Raw genomic sequence first — 21,159 nt, forward strand, 5'->3', positions numbered from 1 at the left:
GCGCAGTGTGACGGCAGGAGCCGCGCGGCCGCAATAGGCCATTGGTCAGGCCGCCGGCAGGCGGTCGTGCAGCTCGCAAGCCGCAACATGTCGTGGATCGCCACCCGCCATCCACTTGAACTTGTGGTTGGCCGGCGTCACCCTAGGGCCATGAAGTTCACCCGCCTCCGCCTCGTCGGCTTCAAGACCTTCGTCGAGCCGACCGACATGCTGATCGAGCCCGGCCTCACCGGCGTCGTGGGCCCGAACGGCTGCGGCAAGTCGAACCTCGTCGAGGCGATGCGCTGGGTGATGGGTGAGAGCTCCTACAAGGCGATGCGCGCCGAGGGGATGGACGACGTCATCTTCGGCGGCTCCACCACGCGCCCGTCCCGCAACACCGCCGAGGTGGTGCTCACCGTCGACAACGCCGACCGCTCCGCCCCGGCGGTGTTCAACGACGCCGACTTCCTGGAGATTTCCCGCCGCATCGAACGCGAGGCCGGCTCCTCCTACCGCATCAACGGGCGCGAGGTGCGCGCGCGCGACGTGCAGATACTGTTCGCCGACGCCTCCTCCGGTTCGCGCTCGCCCTCCATGGTGCGGCAGGGCCAGATCGGCGAGATCGTCGGTGCCAAGCCCTCGGCGCGTCGCCGGCTGCTGGAGGAGGCGGCGGGCGTCGCCGGCCTGCATGCGCGGCGGCAGGAGGCGGAGATGCGCCTGCGCGCCGCCGAGACCAACCTCACCCGCCTTGAGGACGTGATCGGCCAGATCGCCGGCCAGCTCGACGCGCTGCGCCGCCAGTCGCGTCAGGCGGTGCGTTACCGCGTTCTCTCGACCGACATCCGCAAAGGGGAAGCCGCGCTGCTCTGGCTGCGCTGGCTGGAGGCGAATGGCGGGCTCAGCGAGGCGACCCGCGCGCTCGACCTCGCCGTGCGCGAGGTCGCCGCGCGCACGCTGGCACAGGGCGAGGCCGCCCGCGCGGCCGGTGTCGCCGCGCACGGATTGCCGGCGTTGCGCGAGGCCGATGCCGCCGCCGCCGCCGCCCTGCAAAGGCTGACGCTGGCGCGCGGCGAGCTGGAGCGCGAGGAGACCCGCGCGGGCGCCCGCCGCGAAGAACTCGACCGCCGCCTGACCCAGCTCGCCGGCGACATGGAGCGCGAACGGGCGCTCGCCGCCGATGCCGGTGCCATGCTGGAGCGCCTTGTCGAGGAGGCGGAGGAACTCGCCTTCGCGCAGGAGCAGGTGGCCGAGCTTGAAGCCGAGGCTGTGGCGCTGCGCGAGGAGGCCGCCGCTCGGCTGGCCGATTCCGAGCGGGACTTCGCCGAGGCGACCGCCGCCAATGCCGAGAGCGCCGCCCGGCGCGGGGCGCTGGAGCGCGCGCTGCGCGAGGAAGGCGAGCGCCTCGCCCGTCTCCAGCGCGAGACGCAGGCATTGGCCGGCGAACGTCGCCAGCTTGAGGAGGCCATCGGCGCCGCCCGGCTCGACGAGCGCCGCGAGGTCGCCGACATGGCGCAGGAGGCCTTCTCCGGCGCCGAGGCCGCCGCGCTCGACGCCGAGAACGCCCACGCGGCCGCCCGCGCCGCGCTCGATCAGGCCCGCCGCCCGCTCGCCGAGGCCGAGCGCGCGGCGCAGCGCCTTGAGACCGAGGCGCGCACCCTCGCCAAGCTGCTCGACGTCGGCGCGCACCGGCAATGGCCGCCGGTGCTCGATTCCATCCGTGTCGCGCGCGGCTTCGAGAGCGCGCTCGGCGCGGCGCTGGGCGACGATCTCGACGCTCCGGCGGATGCCGAGGCGCCCGTGCACTGGGCGCTGGTCGACGCCACGGGCGACGCGTCGCTGCCCGAGGGGGTCGAGGCACTGGCGCTCCATGTCGAGGCGCCGCCGGAACTGGCCCGCCGTCTCGCCCAGATCGGCGTGGTGCTGGCCCATGACGGCCCCCGGCTTTCCGCGCTTCTCAAGCCCGGCCAGCGCCTCGTCTCGCGCGAGGGCGACCTGTGGCGCTGGGACGGGCTGACCGCCGCCGCCGACGCGCCGACCGCCGCTGCCCGGCGCCTAGCCGAGCGCAACCGCCTCGCCGATATCGAGGCCGAGCTGGAGGGCGCGCGCGCCGAGGTGACGATCCACCGCGCCGCGCTGGAGATGGCGGAAGCCTCGCTGCGTGCCGCCGGCGCCCGCGAGAACGCTGCCCGCGAGGGCCGCCGCGCCGCGCTGCGCACCATGGAGGCCGCGCGCGAGGAACTCTCCCGCGCCGAGCGGGCCGCCGGGGAGCAGAATGCCCGCCTCGCCGCGCTCGCCGCCAATCTGGTGCGGCTCGATGTCGAGCGCGAGAAGGCGGAAGCCGCGCTTGCCGAGGCGAGCGAGGCCGTCGCCGCCCAGCCGCCCGCCGCCGAGGGCGAGGCGTGGCTCGCCGAGATTCGCGCCCGCGTGGCGCAGGACCGCGCCGTGCTGGCGGAGGTGCGCGCCCGCGCCGAGGCGCAGCTCCGCGAGCGCGAGCAGCGCGCCCGCCGCCTCTCCGCCATCGCCGCCGAGCGGGCCTCGTGGGAGGGACGCGCGGGCGGCACCGGCGAGCGCGTGGCGGCGCTGGAGACGCGTATCGTCGAGGCTGCCGGCGAGCGCGACGGCCTGCTGGATGCGCCGGCCCATTTCGCGACGCGTCGCCGCGCGCTTTTCGACGAGATCGCCCGTGCCGAGGAGGCGCGCCGCGCCGCCTCCGACGCGCTCACGGCCGCCGAATCGGGGCAGGCCGAGACCGAGAAGGCCGCCCGCGCCGCGCTCGACGCGCTGGCCACCGCCCGCGAGGAGAGCGCGCGCGCCGAGGCGCGCGTGGAGGCCGCCCGCCAGCGCCGGCAGGATCTGGAGCGCGAGATCGGCGAGGTGCTGGACGGCAACCCGGAGGATGCGCGCGAGATCGCCGGGCTGGCGCCCGACGCCGCCCTGCCGGCGGTGGCCGATGTGGAGACCGAGCTCGGGCGCCTCAAGGCCGACCGCGAGCGGCTCGGCGCGGTCAATCTGCGCGCCGAGGAAGAGCTCACGCAGATCGAGGGCCAGCACAAGGGCCTCGCTTCCGAGCGCGACGACCTGACCGAGGCGATCAAGCGGCTGCGACAGGGCATTTACGGGCTCAACCGCGAGGCGCGCGAGCGCCTCCAGGCGAGCTTCATCGTCGTCGACGGCCATTTCCGGCAGCTCTTCTCGACGCTGTTCGGCGGCGGCGAGGCGCAGCTGGTGCTCACCGATTCGGACGATCCGCTGGAAGCCGGGCTCGACATCATCGCCAAGCCGCCGGGCAAGAAGCCGCAGTCGCTCTCGCTGCTGTCGGGCGGCGAGCAGGCGCTGACCGCCATGGCGCTCATCTTCGCCGTCTTCCTCACCAACCCGGCGCCGATCTGCGTGCTCGACGAGGTGGACGCGCCGCTCGACGATTCGAATGTCGAGCGCTTCTGCAACCTTCTCGACGAGATGCGCCGGCTCACCGAGACGCGCTTCGTCACCATCACCCACAACCCGATCACCATGAGCCGGATGAACCGGCTGTTCGGCGTGACCATGGCGGAACGGGGCGTGTCGAAGCTGGTCTCCGTCGACCTCGCCACCGCCGAGAGCTACCGCGAGGCGAGCTGAGCGCGCCCCCGGCCGGCCGCCGGCCGGCTCCTCCATCCGGCGTCATGGGGCGTTCGCCGTATTCCCGCGCCGGCTCTGGCATGCCAAAAACCCGCGAGCGGCTTCCCTTGGTGCGAAACAGGGCCTCCAGCGCCTGCGACAGAGCGTCCACGTCTCCCATTTTCTGTGTCATTTCAATGACTTGAAAGATGTGTTCACATCCTTGACACCCCATGGGGCGAACACTATGGTGCGCCCGGCTTTGGGGGTGGAGAAATCCTTCTCCTGTCAGGCTTGAGCGTGGACGATGGGCGACCGGGACAAGGCGGACGACCAGAAGAGCTCGGGGCTGCCGGAGGCCTCCGAGGCCGAGCTTTCCGGCCGGCTTCACGGCCTCGGCAGTGCGCTGGACAAGGTGCAGGCCGAGCGCAGGGCCGAAGAAAAGGCGTCCAAGGTCGTCGACCGGACGTCCTCGTCGGCCGGCATGACGCTCGCTTTCCGGCTGGGGAGCGAGTTCGTCGCAGGGGTTCTGGTCGGTGCCGGCCTCGGCTGGGGGCTCGACCGCCTTCTCGGCATCGCGCCGTGGGGAATGATCGTGTTCATGCTGCTCGGTTTCGGCGCCGGGATTGTGAACATGATGCGCGCCGCCGGCGAGGGTGGCCGCAAGACGCCGCCGAAGGGCGGCGCATAGGATTTTCGGCGCCGGCCCTCGTGGCGGGCGCCCGGACGACAAGGCGGCGCCGGTTCACGGTGTCTTGGAATGGGGATGCGGTGCCTGCGGGCGCCGCGTGTTGAGGGCAGCGACCGGCGATGGCCAGCGGCAGCGTGATCGATCCGATCCATCAGTTCCAGATCCACAAGATCGTGGAATTGGGGCAGCCCGGCGGCATCGAGCTCGCCTTCACCAATTCCGCCGCGTTCATGTTCGGCATCGTGGCGCTGGTGTTCTTTTTCCTCACCTTCGCCACCCGCGGGCGCACGCTGGTCCCCGGCCGGCTGCAGTCGCTGGCGGAGCTCTCCTACGAGTTCGTCGCCAACACCGTGCGCAGCTCGGCGGGCAATGAGGGGATGAAGTTCTTCCCCCTCGTCTTCTCGCTCTTCATCTTCGTGCTGACGGCGAATTTCGTGGGCATGATCCCCTATGCCTTCACCGTCACCAGCCACCTGATCGTCACCGCCGCCCTGGCGCTGCTGGTGATCCTCACGGTCATCATCTACGGCTTCGTGCGCCACGGCACCCACTTCCTGCACCTGTTCGTGCCGTCGGGCGTGCCGGCCTTCCTGCTGCCCTTCATGGTCGTGATCGAGGTCATCTCCTTCCTCTCGCGGCCGATCAGCCTCTCGCTGCGTCTGTTCGCCAACATGCTGGCCGGCCACATCGCCATGAAGGTGTTCGCCGGCTTCATCGTGATGATGACCGCCTCGGGCGTCGCCGGCTGGTTTGGCGCCGTGCTGCCGCTGGCGATGGTCGTGGCGCTCACCGCCCTCGAATTCCTGGTCGCCGCCCTGCAGGCTTACGTCTTCGCGGTGCTGACCTGCATCTATCTCAACGACGCGCTGCATCCGGGCCACTGATCGGCGCGTCGCGGGACCTCATCCAGCCATTCAACCAGTCTGACTAATCCAACAGGAGAAGATCATGGAAGCGGAAGCCGCCAAGTTCCTCGGCGCCGGTATCGCCACGCTCGGCATGGGCCTCGCCGGCATCGGCGTCGGCACCATCTTCGGCAACTTCCTCTCGGGCGCCCTGCGCAACCCGTCGGCGGCCGACGGCCAGTTCGCCCGCGCCTTCATCGGCGCGGCGCTCGCGGAAGGTCTCGGCATCTTCTCGCTCGTCGTCGCCCTCGTCCTGCTCTTCGTGGTCTGACGCTTTCCGGTCGCGGGCGCACCCTTTCGGTGCGCCCGCGCCGCGCTGAGCCGACGTCCGCATCGATCGAGGAAGCCTGAACCATGTCCGAGACCCAGGGTCCGGCCGGTATCATCGTCGTCGCGCAGGCGACGCCCGCCGGCTCGCCGCCGGCGGCAAACGGCGTGGAGATTGCGGTGCCACCAGCCGAGGCGCACGGCGGCGGCTTCCCGCCCTTCGACGTCCACACCTTCCCCTCGCAGCTCATCTGGCTGGTGATCGCGTTCGGCGCGCTCTACGTGCTGATGAGCCGCGTCGCTCTGCCGCGCATCGCCAACATCCTCGAAGAGCGGCACGACCGCATCGCCGACGACATCGAGGAAGCGGGCAAGCTGAAGGCCGAGAGCGAGGCCGCGGCGGTCGCCTATGAAAAGGCGCTCGCCTCCGCCCGCAACAAGGCGCACGGCATCGCCACCGAGACGCGCGACACGCTGGCGGCCAAGGCCGAGGCGAGCCGCAAGTCGCTGGAGGCCGAGCTTTCCGCCAAGCTTCACGCGGCCGAACAGCAGATCGCGGCGACCAAGACCGCGGCGCTCACCAATGTCCGCGGCATTGCCGTCGACGCGGCCGGCGCCATCGTCCAGACGCTCGTCGGTTCCACGCCCGCCCAGCCGGCGGTCGAGGCGGCGGTCGACGCCGCCATCAAGAACTGAGGGAGCGCACCGTGGGTAGCGATACTTTCTGGGTTGCCGTCGCCTTCGTCATCTTCATGGGGCTGCTGGCCAAGGCCGGCGCCTTCTCCGGCATTCTCGGCCAGCTCGACGCGCGCGGCGACCGCATCCGCAAGGAGCTGGAAGAGGCGCGCCGCCTGAAGGAAGAGGCGCAGAAGCTGGTCGCCGAATTCAAGCGCCGCCAGCGCGAGGCCGAGGAAGAGGCCGAGGCGATCGTCAGCACGGCGAAGGCCGAAGCGGAGCGTCTCGCCGCCGAGGCGAAGCAGAAGCTCGAGGACCTCATCGTCCGCCGCACCAAGATGGCCGAGCAGAAGATCGCCCAGGCCGAGGCGCAGGCGCTGGCCGAGGTGAAGGCCGCCGCCGCCGACGCAGCGGTGAAGGCTTCCGAAACCCTGCTCGCCGCGCATGTCGTCGGCGAGACCGCCGACCGGCTGCTCAACGAGGCCGTCAGCGAGGTGAAGTCGAAGCTCAACTGAGCGAGTTCGCGATACTACGCTATCAAAAGGCCGGGCGATGCCCGGCCTTTTTTTGTGCCGACTATCAGGGGCAATCATCTCGCTGAGCTGTCGATTCGCACCAACAGTCGACGTTGATTGCGCCAAACTTCTCCCGTTGAAGCGTCGGCTGTCGTCGGGCAACTTCCCATTGCCGAGCGAGGCATTTCTTGGAATGAGACCTAACGGGATTGAATTCTTGACTACGAAGATGATCGGCAAGGAGCACTGCGTCGCAGTCAGCGACGGCTAAGTGATAAGCCCCTTGCCGGAACGCTATGATCGCGTGGCTCATAGCGTTGCTTCCCCATCCGTCCAATTCCTTGCCTTGCAGTTCCTGGAAGACGGATGAAATCAAACTCTCCGCATCCGCCCTGGCCTGCTCGGTACGAATACTAGCTTCGTCAGTCCGCATGCACCACATCCTTCGAGGCGCCCAAAGATGCGCGCCAAATGGGATGTCTGTAGAAGAAATCAATACTCATAGCCGATTATCATGCCCACACTCGGCTTGAGTTCGCACAGTCTTCAATTAATCCGCTTTGCCTGAGGTTCTCGTCTAATTTGACCAGATCCCCTACGTCAGCTCGTCCAGCGGCGCGGGCGGTAGAAGGTGTGCTCGCCGATGCGGTCGAGCTTGCGCATCTCGCGGATCCAGTTCGGCCGCACGGAACGCGCATGATAATGCGTCGCCCGCCCGACCTTCTCGTCCCACACCCGCCCGTCGAGCATGTCGGAGGCGATCTCCTTCGCCTGGTCCCACAGGCGCGGCTCGGTCACCACGTCGCGTATGTTGTCGCAGGCGAAGGTGAACTGGCAGGCGAAGCGCCGCTTGGCGTTCTGGTAGACGGCGCGGCAGATGTCGGAGGGGTAGTAGCCCGAGAACACCCGGTTCATCACCACCTGCGCCACCGCGATCTGGCCGCGCCTGGGCTCGCCACGGCTCTCGAAATAGACCGCCTCGGCGAGGCACTTCTCGGCGCGCTCGCGCCGTTTGCCGGAAAGCCCGAGGCGCTCGGCGGGGCTCGGCCCCTCGGCGAGGCGGGCGGCGTCGCCGCTGTCGGATTTCGGCGCCGTCGTGGTGCCGCTGTCGCCCGGTGCGGCGGAGGCGGAAGGCGCGCCGGGGGAGAGGTGGAGGAAAGGCTGCGGCGGCAGCGCCGACTGGTCGAGCCCGAAGATGAAGGCGTTCTGCCGGTAGAGCGGCAGCTCGGGGTCGGTCTCGTAATAGCTGCGGCCGGGCTCGTCCTCATCCTCGTCCATGGCGGCGAGGGCGCCGTCGCCCGGCACGTTGATGTCCACGAAGGGACCCTCGGCGCCCATCGCCTGCGCGGCCTGTTCGAGCTGCGTCGGGTCGCCCGTGGGGTCGCCGGCCGGCACCGAATAGAGGCCGTTGGCCTCCACGCTCGCCATGTCGGTGGTGTCCGCCTCGTCGCTGTCCTCATAAGGGTCCGTGCCGGCGCCGGCGGTGCCGTCCATGCTACCGGTACCCATACCGAACGCCGCTGTCGTCGTCGCGCCGGCGAGGCTGGCAGTACCCGCTCCCGCGAGGTTGCCGGGGGTCATGTCGCCGGCTGTGCCGTCGAGCGGATCGGCGTCGATCGGCTCGATGGAAGCGGGGGCGAGCCGGTCCGCCTTGCCGTCGCGGTTGACGTCGACGGCAAGGGCGGCGACCGGCGGGGCGGGAATGGCCGAGCCGGACATCAGCGCCGAGGCCGAGGGCCAGACGAAGGTGGCGGCCTTCAGCGTGTGCACGGGCCCCCCGAGGATGGAGAGCCGCGCCCGCTCGGCGACGCCGGGCTGGTGGGCCATGCGGCCGAGAATGTCCTGGTAGCCGATGGTGGCGCTGCCGCCCGCCAGCATCACCAGCAGGAGCCCACCCTTCATCCCCCAGCTTCGAACGCGCGTAGAGACCCGCATCCCGCTCCGACGCCCACGCAAACGCAACCACACATTCTGCGGCGTGCCCTGTCGGTGACAGGCAAGGCCCGCGCGCCCCAGCACCATGGTTGTCGCAAATTAACCTTGCGCGACCGTTAATTCCGCACCGTCAAGCGGCGGGAAGCGCGTCTTTTCCGTGGGAAGGTGCGGGTGCCGAGGTTCAGCGCGGCGCGGCAGCCCGGCGCAGGCGGTCGGCGATGGCCTCGCCGAGCCCGTGGCCGGGCAGCGGCACGACGGCGATGCCGCGCGCGCCCGCGCCGTCCAGCAGGCGCAGATACGCGTAGAGATTGGCTGCCGCCTCGACGAGATCGCCCGCCGGGCTGAGGTCGCGCTGCGCCACTGCCTGCCCGAAGCCGGGCGGGCGGGCGCCGGCAAAGGTGAGCAGCGCCTCGCCCGGCCGCACCTCGCGCGCGTCCAGCCGCACCGGGACGGAGGGCGCGTAATGCGAGGCGAGCATGCCGGGCGCCAGCGGAGCGGGATCGTCGTCATCCGTGCCGGCTAACGGCGGTGCGGCGCTGTCCAGCCGCGCACCGAGCACCGCCTCGATGGCCTCGCGCGCCAGCCCGCCGGGCCGCAGCAGCACGGGGGAGGGGCCGGTGCAGTCGAGAATGGTCGATTCTACCCCGACCGCGCTGGGTCCGGCATCGAGGATGAGGTCGATGCGTCCGTCAAGATCGGCGAGCACATGCGCGGCGCTGGTCGGCGAGACGTGGCCGGAGCGGTTGGCGCTCGGCGCCGCGATGGGACGCCCGGCCGCGCGCAGCACCGCCTGCGCCACCTCATGGGCGGGCACGCGGATGGCGACGCTGGCGAGCCCGGCACGGGCGAGCTCGCTGGTCGCCTCCGCGATGGCCGGCACCACGAGCGTCAGCGGGCCGGGCCAGAAGGCGGCGGCCAGCGCCTCGGCGGCGGGGGTGAGGCGCCCAACACCGCGCGCGGCGGCGACGTCAGGGACATGGGCGATCAGCGGGTTGAAGCTCGGCCGGCCCTTGGCGGCGTAGAGGCTGGCGACGGCGTGCGCATCGGTGGCGTCGCAGCCGAGCCCGTAGACCGTCTCGGTCGGTATCGCCACCAGCCCGCCGCCCGCGAGCAGGCGCGCAGCCTCGGCGATGCCGGCGGCGTCCGCCGCGAGCACCCGTGTCTTTCGCGTCATTGCGGGCCGCTGGCTCACGCGCTTTCCCTCATCCGGCGGGCTCGGATAGGATGTCCGCGCCGGCGGGTCAACGGCGCGCGCGCAAGCCGGGCATGAAGGACGGGCGTGAGCGTTGGGCGTGCGGGAAAACGGCGCCGAGGATGCGTGCCATGCTGGCTCCGGGTGGAAACGTGGCATATCGTCCACCATCTCACCTCCAATCAGAAGAACACGCGCCAAGAAAATGCGCTCGCCCCGATCGACCGAAGGAACGCCATGACCACGCTGCTCATCGCCCACGATTCCTGTCTCGAACACCTCACCCCCTCCGGCCACCCGGAGCGACCGGATCGCGTGCGGGTGCTCAACCGGGTGTTCGAGGGCGAGGCCTTCGCGACGCTCGCCCGCGAGCAGGCCCCGGTCGCCGAACGCGCCGATATTGTGCGCGTGCATCCCGAGGATTTCGTCGCGGCGCTGGAAGAGGCGATGCCGACCGAGGGGCTGGTGCGCATCGACGGCGACACGGTGATGTCGCCGGGCACGGGCGAGGCGATCTGGCGCGGCGTCGGCGGCTCGGTGCTGGCGGTCGACGAGGTGCTGTCGGGCAAGGTGGAGAATGCCTTCGTCTCCATGCGCCCGCCCGGCCACCATGCCGAGACGCGCACGCCCATGGGCTTCTGCCTGTTCAACAACGTCGCCATCGCCGCCCGCCACGCCCAGAAGGTGCACGGCATCGGGCGCGTCGCCATCGTCGATTTCGACGTGCATCACGGCAACGGCACGCAGGAGATCTTCTGGTCCGACCCGAGCGTGATGTACGCCTCCACCCACCAGATACCGCTGTTCCCCGGCACCGGCTCGGCCGGCGAGCGCGGCACCAGCGACAACATCGTGAACGCGCCGCTGCGCTCGGGCGACGATGGCGAGCATTTCCGCGCCGCCTTCGAGAGCCGCATCCTGCCGCGCCTCAACGCCTTCGGCCCGGAGCTGCTGATCATCTCGGCCGGCTTCGACGCCCATGCGCGCGACCCGCTCGCCAACATCAACCTGCTGGAAGACGACTTCACCTGGGTCACGCAGCAGCTCATGGAGGTCGCCGACAAGCATTGCGGCGGCAAGATCGTCTCCGTTCTGGAGGGCGGCTACGACCTCGAAGGGCTGGCGCGCTCGGCCTCCGCTCACGTGAAGGCGCTGATGCACGGCTGAGAACCCGCGGGGTGGGCACCGACCGCCGACGCGCTATAAGGGGCGCGACACAGGACCGGAGGATGCGATGAGCGATGCGGCGGATGTGAATGCGCTGAGCTTCGAGAGGGCGCTGGCGGAGCTTGAGGCCATCGTCGGCAAGCTCGAGAAGGGCGATGTTCCGCTTGAGGAATCGATCACGCTCTACGCGCGCGGCGAGGCGCTGAAGGCGCGCTGCGACGCGCTGCTGAAGGACGCCGAGGCGCGCGTGGAAAAGATCACGCTCAGCGCCGACGGCCGTCCGGCCGGCACCCAGCCGCTCGACGGCGAGTGATTCTTTTTCGCGCCGCCGGCTTCCTCCCGTGACCGTCCGGCTGCGCGCGCATCACCTGCTCTGCCTGCTGACCTATGTCGGCAAGGGCTACACGCCCGCCTTCGTCGCCAATTACGGGCGTGTGGTGGCGCGGCTGAACGCCGGGGCGCCGGTCGTACTGGTCGAGGGGCCGGACGAGATCTGCGCCCCGATGCTGGGCGAGCCAGACTGCCATTGCCGCAATGCGAGCGTCGTCGCCCGCGACGCGCAGGCGCTGGCGGACGTCGCCGCGCTGCTTGGCCTCCATCTGTCGGCGGGGTGCGAGGTACGGCTCGACGCCGTCCGCCTCGCGACGCTGCGGGCGGCTTTCGCCGCCGGCACGATCCGCGCCGCCTGCGCGAGCTGTCAGTGGTCGGGCCTCTGCACGGGCATCGCGGCTTCCAGCTTCGCGGGTGTCCGACTGACCGGATAGCGGTCAGCCGGCCTTGCGGGCCGCGCAGTCCGGATTGAACACGCGCGTCGTCGACGCCGGGTGACGCGCCAGCGCTGCCGGCGGGCGCACCGGTCGCCGCACCAGCTCGCCGCCGCAGTTCGGGCAGACGCCGTGCAGCACCTCGGCCGCGCAGGCGGCGCAGAAGGTGCACTCGAAGGTGCAGATCATCGCGTCGCGCGAATCGGGCGGCAGGTCGCGGTCGCAGCATTCGCAGCCGGGGCGCAGTTCCAGCATGGTCTCTCCTCCTGCCGCCCGGCTCGTGCGCCTCAGTAGACGCCGGGGATGAGGCGGGCCGTGCGCGCGCTGTAGGCGCGGTACTCGTCGCCGAAGGTGTCGAGCATCATCTTCTCCTCGCGGCCGATGCGGAAGAGATAGAGGATGCCGAAGCCGACGATGCCGGCGGGACCGGCGATCCAGTTGGGTATGAGGATGAGCTGCGCCAGCGCCCACAGGAAGAAGGCGGAGTACATCGGGTGGCGCACATAGCGATAGACGCCGCCGGTGATCAGCCTGTGGCTGTCCTTGATCTCCAGCGTCACCGACCAGTTCTTGCCAAGGTCCTTGTGGGTGCGGCGGAACAGCCAGAGCGAGAAGATGAAGGTGAGCGTGCCGAGCGCGAACTGCACCGGCGAATAGGGATAATTGGCGAAGTTGAACACCCTGGACGTCGCCCAGAGCAGCGGCGTGATGCCGAGCCCCAGCGTCGAGCAGGACAGCAGGATGAGCTCGCGCAGCCGGTCGCGCGCGTCCACCACCCGCTCGCGCTTCACCTTGCGCTCGAAGGGCAGGCGGATGAGGTACCAGCCGATGACACCGGCGGCCCAGACGATCTTGGCGGCGACGAGAAGCGACATGAAGGGTCCGTTGGTTCAGGCGATCAGGGAGCCGTCCGGCGCGAAGCGGCCGACCGGCCCGTCGGGCCGTGAGGAGAGATCGGGGAAGCTGAGCGGGCCGAGCACGAACATGAAATAGTCGTAGGCGGCTGGCCGCTCATTCGCCAGCAGGAACTGATAGTGGAGCCGCATGGCGTGCCAGCGCAGCTTCCTGAGCTTCTCGTGGCTCAGCATCTGCTTGATGCTGGCCTTGCGCAGAAGCGGCGCGGTGCCGGGCTGGTCGAAATCGGCCCGGCGCAGCGTCACGGGGTGGAAGCGGTAGAAATTGATGGCGTCGTGACGGGCCTGGTATTCGACCCAGGTGAGGCCCGGGGTCGAGGCGGCCCGTGCCGCCTGCCGGCGCACCTTGTCGCCCCGCCGGTGCAAGGCCAGCTTGGGGATGGTGGCGCCGCAGGTGAGCAGGCTGACCTGCGTGCGGCCGGCCGCCAGCCCCGGCTCGCGGTCCAGCGCGCGGTCGATGACGCCGAGCATCAGCGTCGCCCCGAGGCTGTGGCCGACCAGGATCACTTCGTCGTGCCGGCCCGAGCGCACCTCCTCCGCCAGCACGTCGGCGAAGCGGTCGAGCCGGGCGTCGAGCGCGGGCGTGCGGTCGGCGAGATAGTCGCGCGCCAGATCCCAGTCGTCGAGCGCCTGATGCAGCCGCCAGTCTCGCCCGGGATGGCGGAACAGCACGAAGAAGACGGCGACGGCTGCGAGCAGGCCGGCGGGCAAGGCCGCCCATTCCGGCAGGAAGAGGCTCGCGCCCCAATGGACGAGCCAGCCGGCGAGCGCGCCGGCGGCGGCGAACAGCGCGAAGATCACGTAGGGAAAGAAAAAGAAGAAGCCGTAGCGCGGGCTGGCGCGGAAATAGCCGCGCGCCGCGCCGCCGCGCAGAAACTCCCACAGCCCGCCATAGCCGCGCCACAGCCGCACGGGGTCGGGGCGCTCGTCGAGCTCGACCACGAGGTCTTCCCAGCGCAGGATGCGGTAGTCGGTATGGGTCGCCCAGTTGGCGCCCTGCGTGTCGACCTCCCAGCGTGCATAGGGCTGGCGGCCATCGTCGAGGCGTTCGCTCACGGCGGTCCCGACATGCCACAGATCGGCGTAGCGGCCGGCCTGGTTGGCGAAGCGGCCGTGATGGTAGTCCATATCCGTCGGGTCGTGGCCCGGCAGGAACAGCGCCAGCCGCCGCCACGCCGGGCGGGCGGGGGAATGCTCCGCGGGGGCCGCTGCGGTCGCGGCGTCGGGCTGTTTCTCCATGATGTTTTTCTAGAGGAAGCCGGGGCGCGAGGCCAACGCTCCCTCGTCTGCGGGGTGTTGTCTCCACATTCTGTTGCGTCCGGTATCCCGTTGCGGGCGGCGGGTTGTGCTTGCGTTGCGCCATGGCAAGCCTTTGTGTATGCCGTTGAACTTCGTCCGGGTCTGTCCGTTGGCCTGTACGTTGCCCGGACGACTGAGTTTTCGGAGCCCTGATTGACCCGTCCCTCGACGCCGCTACTCGACACGATCCGCGAACCCGCCGATCTGCGTCGCCTGCCCGAGGAGCAGCTTCGCCAGCTCGCCGCCGAGCTGCGCGAGGAGATGATCGACGCGGTCTCCGTCACCGGCGGGCATCTGGGCGCCGGGCTCGGCGTCGTCGAGCTCACCGTGGCGCTGCATCACGTCTTCGACACGCCGGAAGACCGGCTGATCTGGGATGTCGGCCACCAGTGCTACCCCCACAAGATCCTCACCGGCCGGCGCGAGCGCATCCGCACGCTGCGCCAGGGCGGCGGCCTGTCCGGCTTCACCAACCGGGCCGAGAGCGTCTACGACCCCTTCGGCGCCGGCCATTCCTCGACCTCGATCTCCGCCGGCCTCGGCATGGCGGTGGCGCGCGACCTCGAAGGGACGGCGCGCAACGTGGTGTGCGTGATCGGCGACGGCGCCATGTCGGCGGGCATGGCCTATGAGGCGATGAACAATGCGGGTGCGATGGATTCCCGCCTCATCGTCATCCTCAACGATAACGACATGTCGATCGCCCCGCCGGTGGGCGCCATGTCGGCCTATCTCGCCCGGCTGATCTCCGGGCCGACCTACCGCACGCTGCGCGAGACGGCGAAGCAGCTCACCCGTGGCCTGCCACGCTTCCTCGGCAAGAAGGCGGCGCAGGCCGAGGAATTCGCGCGGGGCTTCTGGACCGGCGGCACGCTGTTCGAGGAACTCGGCTTCTACTATGTCGGGCCGATCGACGGGCACAATCTCGACCATCTCCTGCCGGTGCTGCGCAATGTGCGCGACGCGCCGACCGGGCCGGTGCTGGTGCATGTCGTCACCCAGAAGGGAAAGGGCTATCCGCCGGCCGAGGCCTCCGCCGACAAGTATCACGGCGTGCAGCGCTTCGATGTCGCGACCGGCACGCAGAAGAAGGCCGTCTCCAACGCGCCGACCTACACCAGCGTCTTCGCCGAGGCGCTGATCGAGGAGGCGCGGCACGACCCGAAGATCGTCGCCATCAATGCCGCCATGCCGGCTGGCACCGGGCTCGACCTGTTCGCCGACGTCTTTCCCGAGCGCAGCTTCGATGTCGGCATCGCCGAGCAGCATGCCGTGACCTTCGCGGCCGGCCTCGCCACCGAGGGCTTCAAGCCGTTCTGCGCGCTCTACTCGACCTTCCTGCAGCGCGCCTATGACCAGGTGGTGCACGACGTCGCCATCCAGCGCCTGCCGGTTCGCTTCGCCATCGACCGGGCGGGCCTCGTGGGAGCGGACGGGGCGACCCATGTCGGTGCCTTCGACGTGCCGATGCTGGCCACCCTGCCCGGCATGGTGGTGATGGCGGCGGCCGACGAGGCGGAACTCGTCCACATGGTCGCCACCGCCGCCGCCTATGACGAGGGGCCCATCGCCTTCCGCTACCCGCGCGGCGAGGGTGTCGGCGTCGAGCGTCCCGAACGCGGCGTGCCGCTGGAGATCGGGCGCGGGCGCGTGGTGCGCGAGGGGTCCAAGATCGCGCTGCTGTCGCTCGGCACCCGCCTCACCCCCTGCCTCGCCGCCGCCGACCAGCTTGCGGGCTTCGGCCTGTCGACGACGGTGGCCGATGCGCGCTTCGCCAAGCCCATCGACCGTGATCTCGTGCTGCGGCTCGCCCGCGAGCACGAGGTGCTGGTCGTGGTGGAGGAAGGCGCGGTCGGCGGCTTCGGCAGCCATGTGCTGACCCTTCTCGCTGAAGCCGGCGCGCTCGACCGGGGCCTGAAGGTGCGCACGCTCGCTTTGCCGGACCGCTTCATCGAACAGGATGCGCCGGCCGGGCAGCTGCGCGAGGCCGGGCTCGATGTCGACGGCATCGTGGCCGGCGTGTTCGCCGCGCTGGGCCGCACGCAGGACGCCACGCCCGCCCTGCGGCGCGGCTGAGCGCCGCCGGGCGCGCCCGTGAAGCCGGATTCCCCTTCCACGGGACGAGGACGCGCCGACCGCGTGCTGGTGGAGCGCGGGCTGTTCGACAGCCGCGCGCGGGCGCAGGCGGCGATCGCGGCCGGCCTCGTCGTCGCCGACGGGCGAAAGGTCGCCAAGCCCTCCGACATGATCGCCGCCGATGCCGCCATCGAGGCGCGCGAGGCCTATGAATGGGTTTCCCGCGCCGGGCTCAAGCTGGAGGCGGCGCTCGATGCCGCCGGCCTGTCGGTCGAGCGGCTGGAGGCGCTCGATGTCGGGGCCTCGACCGGCGGGTTCACGCAGGTGCTGCTGGCGCGCGGCGCCGCGCGGGTACATGCGGTGGATGTCGGGCGCGACCAGCTTCACGCGCGGCTGCGCGGCGATCCGCGCGTCGTCTCGCTGGAGGCGACGGACATACGAGACCTCGCGCCCGGCGCGCTGCCGGCGGCCGGCATCGTCACCATCGACGTCTCCTTCATCGCGCTGGAGCAGGTGCTGCCGGCGGCGCTCGCCCACGCCGCACCGGGCGCGCATCTGGTGGCGCTGGTGAAGCCGCAATTCGAGGTGGGCCGCGACAAGCTTTCCAAGGGTGGCATCGTGAAGGATGCCGCCGCGCGGGAAGCGGCCGCCGACCGCATCGCGAGCTGGCTGGCGGGGAACGGCTGGCCTGTGTCGCACCGGCTCGCCTCGCCGATCCTCGGCGGCGACGGCAATGAGGAGTTCCTGCTCGTGGCGGCGCGGGCGGAATAGCTCCGTCCGCGCCGGTCGTCCTCTCCGATAAGGCGGCGTCAGGCGCGGCGGGCCGCGCCGTCGCTGGCGACGAGCGCCCCGGCGACCTTTTCGGAGATGTAGCCGAAGGCGGCGCCGACGATCATCGACAGCACGATGGTCACCAGCGGGTTGGCGAGGCTCGGCGCGGTTAGCAGCGCGAGCCCGTCCGTGGCCAGCAGCGCGTAGCCGGCGGTGGCCGCGTAGCCATAGACCATCGCCGGAATGGCGGCGAAGGCCGGCAGGTGGCCGAGCAGGATCATTACCAGCACGCCGACGCCGACGCAGATGCCGGCCCACAGGGGCAGGCCGAGCGCCTCACCGAGGCCGCCGCGGCTGACCGCGAGCAGCGTGAGTGCCGCCATGACGGCGCCGGCGATGTTGGCGAGCATGGTGGCCTTGAGGCCGGCCTCCTTGCCACCGCAGTGGAAGAAGCAGGCCCAGGCGATGAAGGCGGCCCAGATCTGCAGGCCGCCGGCGAGAGGTCCGAGGAAGAGCCAGGTGGCGACGCCCCCCAGTACACCGACACTTATGGCAAGAGCCGAAACAAGTGACATTCTTTCCCCCATTGCGTGCGCTTCAAGACTTATTATTATGTGCGCTTGCTAAGTAAACGAAGCTGACCCTTTGAAAAAAGAGGAATCAGCTTCGCCGTCACTATAACAAGTCCCGTGGTTCGGCGTGAGTGTGAAGGTTAGGTGATAAATTGACGCAGAGTATTGCTTCATCAATACATAATATTGCATGGCGTATGACGATCGCGTGCCGGCGATGAGCGTCTCGCGGCTGGACATCGGGCATATTGGCCACCGGGGCGACGGCGTGGCCGACACGCCGCAAGGTCCCGTCTTCGTGCCGCTGACCCTGCCCGGCGAGGCGGTCGAGGCCGAGCGCGAGCACGATCGCGCGCGCCTCGTCGCCGTGCTGGAGCCGAGCGCCGAGCGCATCGAACCGGTGTGCCGGTATTTCGGCGTCTGCGGCGGTTGCGCGTTGCAGCATTGGGCGAGCGCGCCCTATGAGGCGTGGAAGCGCGAGCTGGTGGTCGACGCGCTGGCCCGCGCCGGGGTGGAGGCGCCGGTCGCGCCGCTGTTGCCCGCCCATGGCGAAGGCCGCCGGCGCGCCGTGTTCCACGCGCGCGGCACCGGCGGCGGCGCGCCGAAAGGCCGCGACCTGCTGAGCGTCGGCTTCGCCGGCCGGCGCAGCCATGCCATTGTCGCCATCGACAGCTGCCCGATCCTCGCTCCCGGCCTCGACGGCGCGCTGAAGGCGGCGTGGGAGGTGGCGCAGATGCTCGCCCCGCTCGCCAAGCCGCTCGATATTCAGGTGACCGCCACCGAGACCGGGCTCGACATGGATGTGCGCGGCAGCGGACCCTTGAAGCCGGACCGCGTCGCCGCGCTGGCCGAGATTGCCGGCGCGCATCGTCTCGCCCGGCTTACCCGCCATGGCGAGCTGGTGCTCCAGCGCGAGCCGCCGCTCGTCACCATGGGCCGCGCCCGTGTCACGCTGCCGCCCGGCTCCTTCCTGCAGGCGACCGCCGAGGGCGAGGCGCGGCTGGCGGCTTTGGTGGGCGAGGCCGTGGGGAAGGCCGGGCGCGTCGCCGACCTGTTCTCCGGCGTCGGCACCTTCGCGCTGCGGCTCGCCGAGCGGGCGCGGGTCGCGGCTTATGAGAGTTCCGCGCCGGCGATCGAGGCGCTGGTGAAGGCGACGCGGGGCGTGGCCGGCCTGAAGCCGGTGACGGGCGAGGCGCGCGACCTGTTCCGCCGCCCGCTGCTGCCGCTGGAGCTGAAGGCGTTCGACGCGGTGGTGTTCGATCCGCCCCGGCAGGGCGCGCAGGCGCAGGCCGAACAGCTCGCCGCCAGCAAGGTGCCGCTGGTAGTCGGCGTGTCGTGCGATCCCGTCACTTTCGCGCGCGACGCGGCCATCCTCCTCACGGGCGGCTACCGCCTCGAAAAGGTGACGCCGGTCGACCAGTTCCTCTATTCCGCCCATGTCGAACTGGTGGGCGTGTTCCGGCGCTAGCGAGCGGCTGGGGCGAGGCTAGTTGCCCCAGCGCTCCGTCCACATGCGCTCGCCGATGGCGCACGACATGCGCGGCGCCTCGGCATTGGCGGGGCGCACCAGCGCGGGTTTCGGCGGCACCACGCCGGCGATCTCCAGCACCAGCTTGGTCTTGATGGCGTCGGCGAATTCATGGGTGCCGCGCACCGGGATGACAAAGGCGCCGGGTCCGCCGATCACGCAGTCCTCGTAATAGATGTCGAGCTGGCCGATATCGAGCATCGAGCCGGCCGTCTCCTTGAGCATCAGCGGCAGGCCGTTGATGGTGATGCCGCGCGCCACCACGGCGTCGCGCGTCGCGTCCACCAGCGGGCCCTGATTGTTGGTGCCGTCGCCGGAAATGTCGATGACGCGGCGCAGGCCCCGTATGGCGTTCTGCTCGATGAGGCCGGCGCTGAATTCCATCGCGCCCGAGATCGAGGTGCGGTAGACGCGGCGCAGCGGCGCGCTGCCGATCGCCTGCGCGAAGCGCTCGGCATCGCGCGGGCCGCTGATGAAGGTCCAGTCCACCACCAGCTTCTGCTCGTCGATGCCCGCCCATTCGACATAGGCGATGGCGACCCGGCCATTGGGGCCGAGCTTGAGGGCGTTGAGGAACTCGGGCGACGTCACGGCCTTCATGTAGCCCTCGCGCTGCAGCGCGAGCTCGTCGAGGTCCATGGAGTAGGAGACGTCGACCGCCAGCACCAGCTCGACGTCGACCTGTTCGCCCGCCTTCGAGGCACTCGCAGCGGAGAGGGCGCCGGGAAGAAGCCCGAGGCAGAGGGCCGCAAGGGCCAGCCACGCACGCACGCACGACATCGCGACCTCCGTCGGTGACGGGACCTCGACGTGTCAGAGACGCGTCACAATCATCGTGACACGCCCGGCGGGGGGTCAGAAGTCGAAATTGCAGGCAGGCCCGCCCACGCAATGCCGTTCGCGTGAGCGGCCGCTACCGGGGTAGAGATCAGCCGTCCAGCGTCTCTGTGCCGGTTATCTCGATGCCGAAGCCGGCGACGCCGACATAGGTGCGTGCCCGCGAGGCGAGCAGGCGAATCGAGGAAATGCCGAGATCGCGCAATATCTGCGCGCCGAGGCCGACCTCGCGCCAGTTCTCGTCGCGCAGCTTTGCGGTCTCGATCTTCTCTTCGCCGACGGCGGAGACCGGTACGCCGGTGGTGCCGTCGCGCAGATAGACCAGCACGCCGCGCCCTTCCGCCTTGATGCGCTCCAGCGAGGCGCGGATCGCCTTGCCGCCGGTAAAGACATCGCCGATCGGATCGGCCCGGTGCAGGCGCACCAGTACATCGCGCCCGTCGCCGATCTTGCCGTGGACGAGCGCGATATGGTTCACCGGCTCGAAGGGCGTGACATAGGAGATGCCGTGCATCTCGCCGACCACGGTCGGGGCGGCGAATTCGGCGGCGCGCGTCACCAGCTTCTCGCGGAGCTGGCGGTAGGCGATGAGGTCGGCGACCGAAATGCGCGTCAGCTTGTGGGTGGCGGCGAAGTCGGCGACCTTCGGGCCGCGCATCACCGTGCCGTCGTCATTGACCAGCTCGCAAATGACGCCGACCGGCTCCAGATTGGCGAGCCGGCACAGGTCGACCGCCGCTTCCGTATGGCCCGAGCGCATGAGCACGCCGCCCTCGCGGGCGATGAGTGGGAAGATGTGGCCGGGACGCACGAAGTCGACCGCCCCGGCATTGGGGTTGGCGAGCCCGCGCACCGTGGCGGTGCGGTCCTCGGCCGAGATGCCGGTGGTGGTGCCGTGCCGGTAGTCCACCGAGATGGTGAAGGCGGTGGCGTGCGGGGCGTCGTTGTCCGTCACCATCGGGTTGAGCCGCAGGCGCTTGGCGTGTTCGGCGGTCAGCGGCGTGCAGACGATGCCGGAGGTGTGGCGCACGATGAAGGCCAGCTTCTCGGGCGTGGCGAACTGGGCGGCGACGATGAGGTCGCCCTCGTTCTCGCGGTCGTCATCGTCGGTGACGACCAGCATGTCGCCGCGGGCGAAGGCTTCGATCGCCGCTTCGACGCGGCCCTGCAGATTGTCGGTCATGAATGCCACCTCGGCGCTTTCCAGGCCCAGGAAGTCATTGGGCGTGACCGCCCCGCCGGTGGCGGAGGCGATGCGCGCGCCGGCTTCCCGGGAGATCCAGGCTTGCTCGTCCTTGCACAATGCGGTGATGCTGGCAGGCGACAGGCCGACGGCGCGCGCGAAGGCGCTGCGGGTCGTGCCGGTCATGGTGAGCCAGTCGGCGAGTTTCATGACGGAACGATAAAACCGCCCGCCTTCGGTGGCAATGAAAATCGCGACGATATTTCAGTAATACTGAAAGTTGTGG

The 21,159-nt window shown here is 70.2% G+C and carries 20 protein-coding genes; 12 read left to right on the forward strand and 8 right to left on the reverse strand.

What is annotated here, in order from left to right; all coding sequences use genetic code 11:
- The first annotated feature begins 150 nt into the window (after positions 1 to 150).
- From smc to MWN33_RS04105, 6 genes are all read left to right on the forward strand, one after another.
- Positions 151 to 3,603, forward strand: coding sequence for a chromosome segregation protein SMC (smc, locus tag MWN33_RS04080; RefSeq protein WP_247198998.1), 3,453 nt, complete (start codon positions 151 to 153; stop codon positions 3,601 to 3,603).
- A 286-nt stretch (positions 3,604 to 3,889) separates the two neighbouring features.
- Entirely contained in the window at positions 3,890 to 4,273 is a 384-nt protein-coding gene (locus MWN33_RS04085) for an AtpZ/AtpI family protein (RefSeq protein WP_247199000.1), read from the forward strand.
- Between the two features lie 134 nt (positions 4,274 to 4,407).
- Entirely contained in the window at positions 4,408 to 5,157 is a 750-nt protein-coding gene (locus tag MWN33_RS04090; RefSeq protein ID WP_247199783.1) for a F0F1 ATP synthase subunit A, read from the forward strand.
- A 64-nt stretch (positions 5,158 to 5,221) separates the two neighbouring features.
- Positions 5,222 to 5,449 carry a F0F1 ATP synthase subunit C gene (locus MWN33_RS04095; RefSeq protein WP_247199002.1) on the forward strand — a complete coding sequence of 76 codons (228 nt, stop codon included), beginning with the start codon at positions 5,222 to 5,224 and terminating at the stop codon, positions 5,447 to 5,449.
- An 83-nt stretch (positions 5,450 to 5,532) separates the two neighbouring features.
- Positions 5,533 to 6,141, forward strand: coding sequence for a F0F1 ATP synthase subunit B (locus MWN33_RS04100; protein ID WP_247199003.1), 609 nt, complete (start codon positions 5,533 to 5,535; stop codon positions 6,139 to 6,141).
- Positions 6,142 to 6,152: 11 nt separating this feature from the next.
- Positions 6,153 to 6,635: a F0F1 ATP synthase subunit B family protein gene (locus MWN33_RS04105; RefSeq protein ID WP_343312391.1), complete on the forward strand. Its 483-nt coding sequence runs from the start codon at positions 6,153 to 6,155 to the stop codon at positions 6,633 to 6,635.
- A 600-nt stretch (positions 6,636 to 7,235) separates the two neighbouring features.
- On the opposite strand, the gene MWN33_RS04110 is transcribed toward MWN33_RS04105, so the two are convergent.
- A complete protein-coding gene (locus tag MWN33_RS04110; protein WP_247199005.1) occupies positions 7,236 to 8,537 on the reverse strand; it encodes a cell wall hydrolase in 1,302 nt (433 codons plus the stop codon).
- Positions 8,538 to 8,751: 214 nt separating this feature from the next.
- Complete coding sequence (locus MWN33_RS04115) at positions 8,752 to 9,744, reverse strand: L-threonylcarbamoyladenylate synthase (RefSeq protein ID WP_247199785.1); 993 nt, start codon at positions 9,742 to 9,744, stop codon at positions 8,752 to 8,754.
- Between the two features lie 255 nt (positions 9,745 to 9,999).
- Between MWN33_RS04115 and MWN33_RS04120 the strand changes: the two genes are divergently transcribed.
- The 3 genes from MWN33_RS04120 to MWN33_RS04130 all read left to right on the forward strand — a co-directional run bounded on the left by MWN33_RS04120 (position 10,000) and on the right by MWN33_RS04130 (position 11,693).
- Positions 10,000 to 10,929 carry a histone deacetylase family protein gene (locus MWN33_RS04120; RefSeq protein WP_247199007.1) on the forward strand — a complete coding sequence of 310 codons (930 nt, stop codon included), beginning with the start codon at positions 10,000 to 10,002 and terminating at the stop codon, positions 10,927 to 10,929.
- Positions 10,930 to 10,996: 67 nt separating this feature from the next.
- Positions 10,997 to 11,242 carry an exodeoxyribonuclease VII small subunit gene (locus tag MWN33_RS04125; protein ID WP_247199009.1) on the forward strand — a complete coding sequence of 82 codons (246 nt, stop codon included), beginning with the start codon at positions 10,997 to 10,999 and terminating at the stop codon, positions 11,240 to 11,242.
- A gap of 28 nt (positions 11,243 to 11,270) precedes the next feature.
- A complete protein-coding gene (locus MWN33_RS04130) occupies positions 11,271 to 11,693 on the forward strand; it encodes a DUF1284 domain-containing protein (protein ID WP_247199010.1) in 423 nt (140 codons plus the stop codon).
- A 3-nt stretch (positions 11,694 to 11,696) separates the two neighbouring features.
- Here the strand turns inward: MWN33_RS04130 and MWN33_RS04135 are convergent, their stop codons facing one another.
- Genes MWN33_RS04135 through MWN33_RS04145 form a run of 3 tightly spaced genes read right to left on the reverse strand, consistent with a single transcriptional unit; the run spans position 11,697 to position 13,846 of the window.
- A complete protein-coding gene (locus tag MWN33_RS04135; RefSeq protein WP_247199012.1) occupies positions 11,697 to 11,948 on the reverse strand; it encodes a DUF1272 domain-containing protein in 252 nt (83 codons plus the stop codon).
- A 32-nt stretch (positions 11,949 to 11,980) separates the two neighbouring features.
- Positions 11,981 to 12,568: a protein-S-isoprenylcysteine O-methyltransferase gene (locus tag MWN33_RS04140; RefSeq protein WP_247199014.1), complete on the reverse strand. Its 588-nt coding sequence runs from the start codon at positions 12,566 to 12,568 to the stop codon at positions 11,981 to 11,983.
- A 15-nt stretch (positions 12,569 to 12,583) separates the two neighbouring features.
- Positions 12,584 to 13,846, reverse strand: coding sequence for a hypothetical protein (locus MWN33_RS04145; RefSeq protein ID WP_247199016.1), 1,263 nt, complete (start codon positions 13,844 to 13,846; stop codon positions 12,584 to 12,586).
- A 213-nt stretch (positions 13,847 to 14,059) separates the two neighbouring features.
- Here MWN33_RS04145 and dxs point away from each other — a divergent pair, with 213 nt between their 5' ends.
- A complete protein-coding gene (gene dxs, locus MWN33_RS04150) occupies positions 14,060 to 15,982 on the forward strand; it encodes a 1-deoxy-D-xylulose-5-phosphate synthase (protein WP_247199018.1) in 1,923 nt (640 codons plus the stop codon).
- A gap of 18 nt (positions 15,983 to 16,000) precedes the next feature.
- Positions 16,001 to 16,753, forward strand: coding sequence for a TlyA family RNA methyltransferase (locus tag MWN33_RS04155; RefSeq protein ID WP_343312398.1), 753 nt, complete (start codon positions 16,001 to 16,003; stop codon positions 16,751 to 16,753).
- Positions 16,754 to 16,791: 38 nt separating this feature from the next.
- On the opposite strand, the gene MWN33_RS04160 is transcribed toward MWN33_RS04155, so the two are convergent.
- On the reverse strand, positions 16,792 to 17,328 hold the full coding sequence (locus MWN33_RS04160; protein ID WP_247199020.1) for a DUF1097 domain-containing protein: 537 nt from the start codon (positions 17,326 to 17,328) through the stop codon (positions 16,792 to 16,794).
- A gap of 214 nt (positions 17,329 to 17,542) precedes the next feature.
- Here MWN33_RS04160 and MWN33_RS04165 point away from each other — a divergent pair, with 214 nt between their 5' ends.
- On the forward strand, positions 17,543 to 18,793 hold the full coding sequence (locus MWN33_RS04165; protein WP_425531968.1) for a class I SAM-dependent RNA methyltransferase: 1,251 nt from the start codon (positions 17,543 to 17,545) through the stop codon (positions 18,791 to 18,793).
- Between the two features lie 18 nt (positions 18,794 to 18,811).
- Here MWN33_RS04165 and MWN33_RS04170 read toward each other — a convergent pair whose 3' ends face one another.
- The gene (locus MWN33_RS04170) at positions 18,812 to 19,633 is read right to left on the reverse strand and encodes a DUF1194 domain-containing protein (protein WP_247199024.1); all 822 of its coding nucleotides are present in this window, start codon (positions 19,631 to 19,633) and stop codon (positions 18,812 to 18,814) included.
- 148 nt (positions 19,634 to 19,781) lie between these two features.
- Positions 19,782 to 21,083, reverse strand: coding sequence for a 3,4-dihydroxy-2-butanone-4-phosphate synthase (gene ribB / locus MWN33_RS04175; protein WP_247199026.1), 1,302 nt, complete (start codon positions 21,081 to 21,083; stop codon positions 19,782 to 19,784).
- Positions 21,084 to 21,159 lie beyond the last annotated feature (76 nt).

The organism is Ancylobacter koreensis (assembly GCF_023016525.1).
Taxonomy (GTDB): domain Bacteria; phylum Pseudomonadota; class Alphaproteobacteria; order Rhizobiales; family Xanthobacteraceae; genus Ancylobacter; species Ancylobacter koreensis.

Excerpts from the sequence above, each read along its gene's own strand:
- MWN33_RS04160 (WP_247199020.1), bottom strand. The coding sequence starts at position 17,328 with ATGTCACTTGTTTCGGCTCTTGCCATAAGTGTCGGTGTACTGGGGGGC.
- MWN33_RS04110 (WP_247199005.1), bottom strand. The coding sequence starts at position 8,537 with ATGAAGGGTGGGCTCCTGCTGGTGATGCTGGCGGGCGGCAGCGCCACC.
- MWN33_RS04140 (WP_247199014.1), bottom strand. The coding sequence starts at position 12,568 with ATGTCGCTTCTCGTCGCCGCCAAGATCGTCTGGGCCGCCGGTGTCATC.
- MWN33_RS04095 (WP_247199002.1), top strand. The coding sequence starts at position 5,222 with ATGGAAGCGGAAGCCGCCAAGTTCCTCGGCGCCGGTATCGCCACGCTC.
- MWN33_RS04115 (WP_247199785.1), bottom strand. The coding sequence starts at position 9,744 with ATGACGCGAAAGACACGGGTGCTCGCGGCGGACGCCGCCGGCATCGCC.
- MWN33_RS04125 (WP_247199009.1), top strand. The coding sequence starts at position 10,997 with ATGAGCGATGCGGCGGATGTGAATGCGCTGAGCTTCGAGAGGGCGCTG.
- MWN33_RS04135 (WP_247199012.1), bottom strand. The coding sequence starts at position 11,948 with ATGCTGGAACTGCGCCCCGGCTGCGAATGCTGCGACCGCGACCTGCCG.
- MWN33_RS04120 (WP_247199007.1), top strand. The coding sequence starts at position 10,000 with ATGACCACGCTGCTCATCGCCCACGATTCCTGTCTCGAACACCTCACC.
- smc (WP_247198998.1), top strand. The coding sequence starts at position 151 with ATGAAGTTCACCCGCCTCCGCCTCGTCGGCTTCAAGACCTTCGTCGAG.
- ribB (WP_247199026.1), bottom strand. The coding sequence starts at position 21,083 with ATGAAACTCGCCGACTGGCTCACCATGACCGGCACGACCCGCAGCGCC.
- MWN33_RS04170 (WP_247199024.1), bottom strand. The coding sequence starts at position 19,633 with ATGTCGTGCGTGCGTGCGTGGCTGGCCCTTGCGGCCCTCTGCCTCGGG.
- MWN33_RS04085 (WP_247199000.1), top strand. The coding sequence starts at position 3,890 with ATGGGCGACCGGGACAAGGCGGACGACCAGAAGAGCTCGGGGCTGCCG.
- MWN33_RS04145 (WP_247199016.1), bottom strand. The coding sequence starts at position 13,846 with ATGGAGAAACAGCCCGACGCCGCGACCGCAGCGGCCCCCGCGGAGCAT.
- MWN33_RS04165 (WP_425531968.1), top strand. The coding sequence starts at position 17,543 with ATGAGCGTCTCGCGGCTGGACATCGGGCATATTGGCCACCGGGGCGAC.
- MWN33_RS04100 (WP_247199003.1), top strand. The coding sequence starts at position 5,533 with ATGTCCGAGACCCAGGGTCCGGCCGGTATCATCGTCGTCGCGCAGGCG.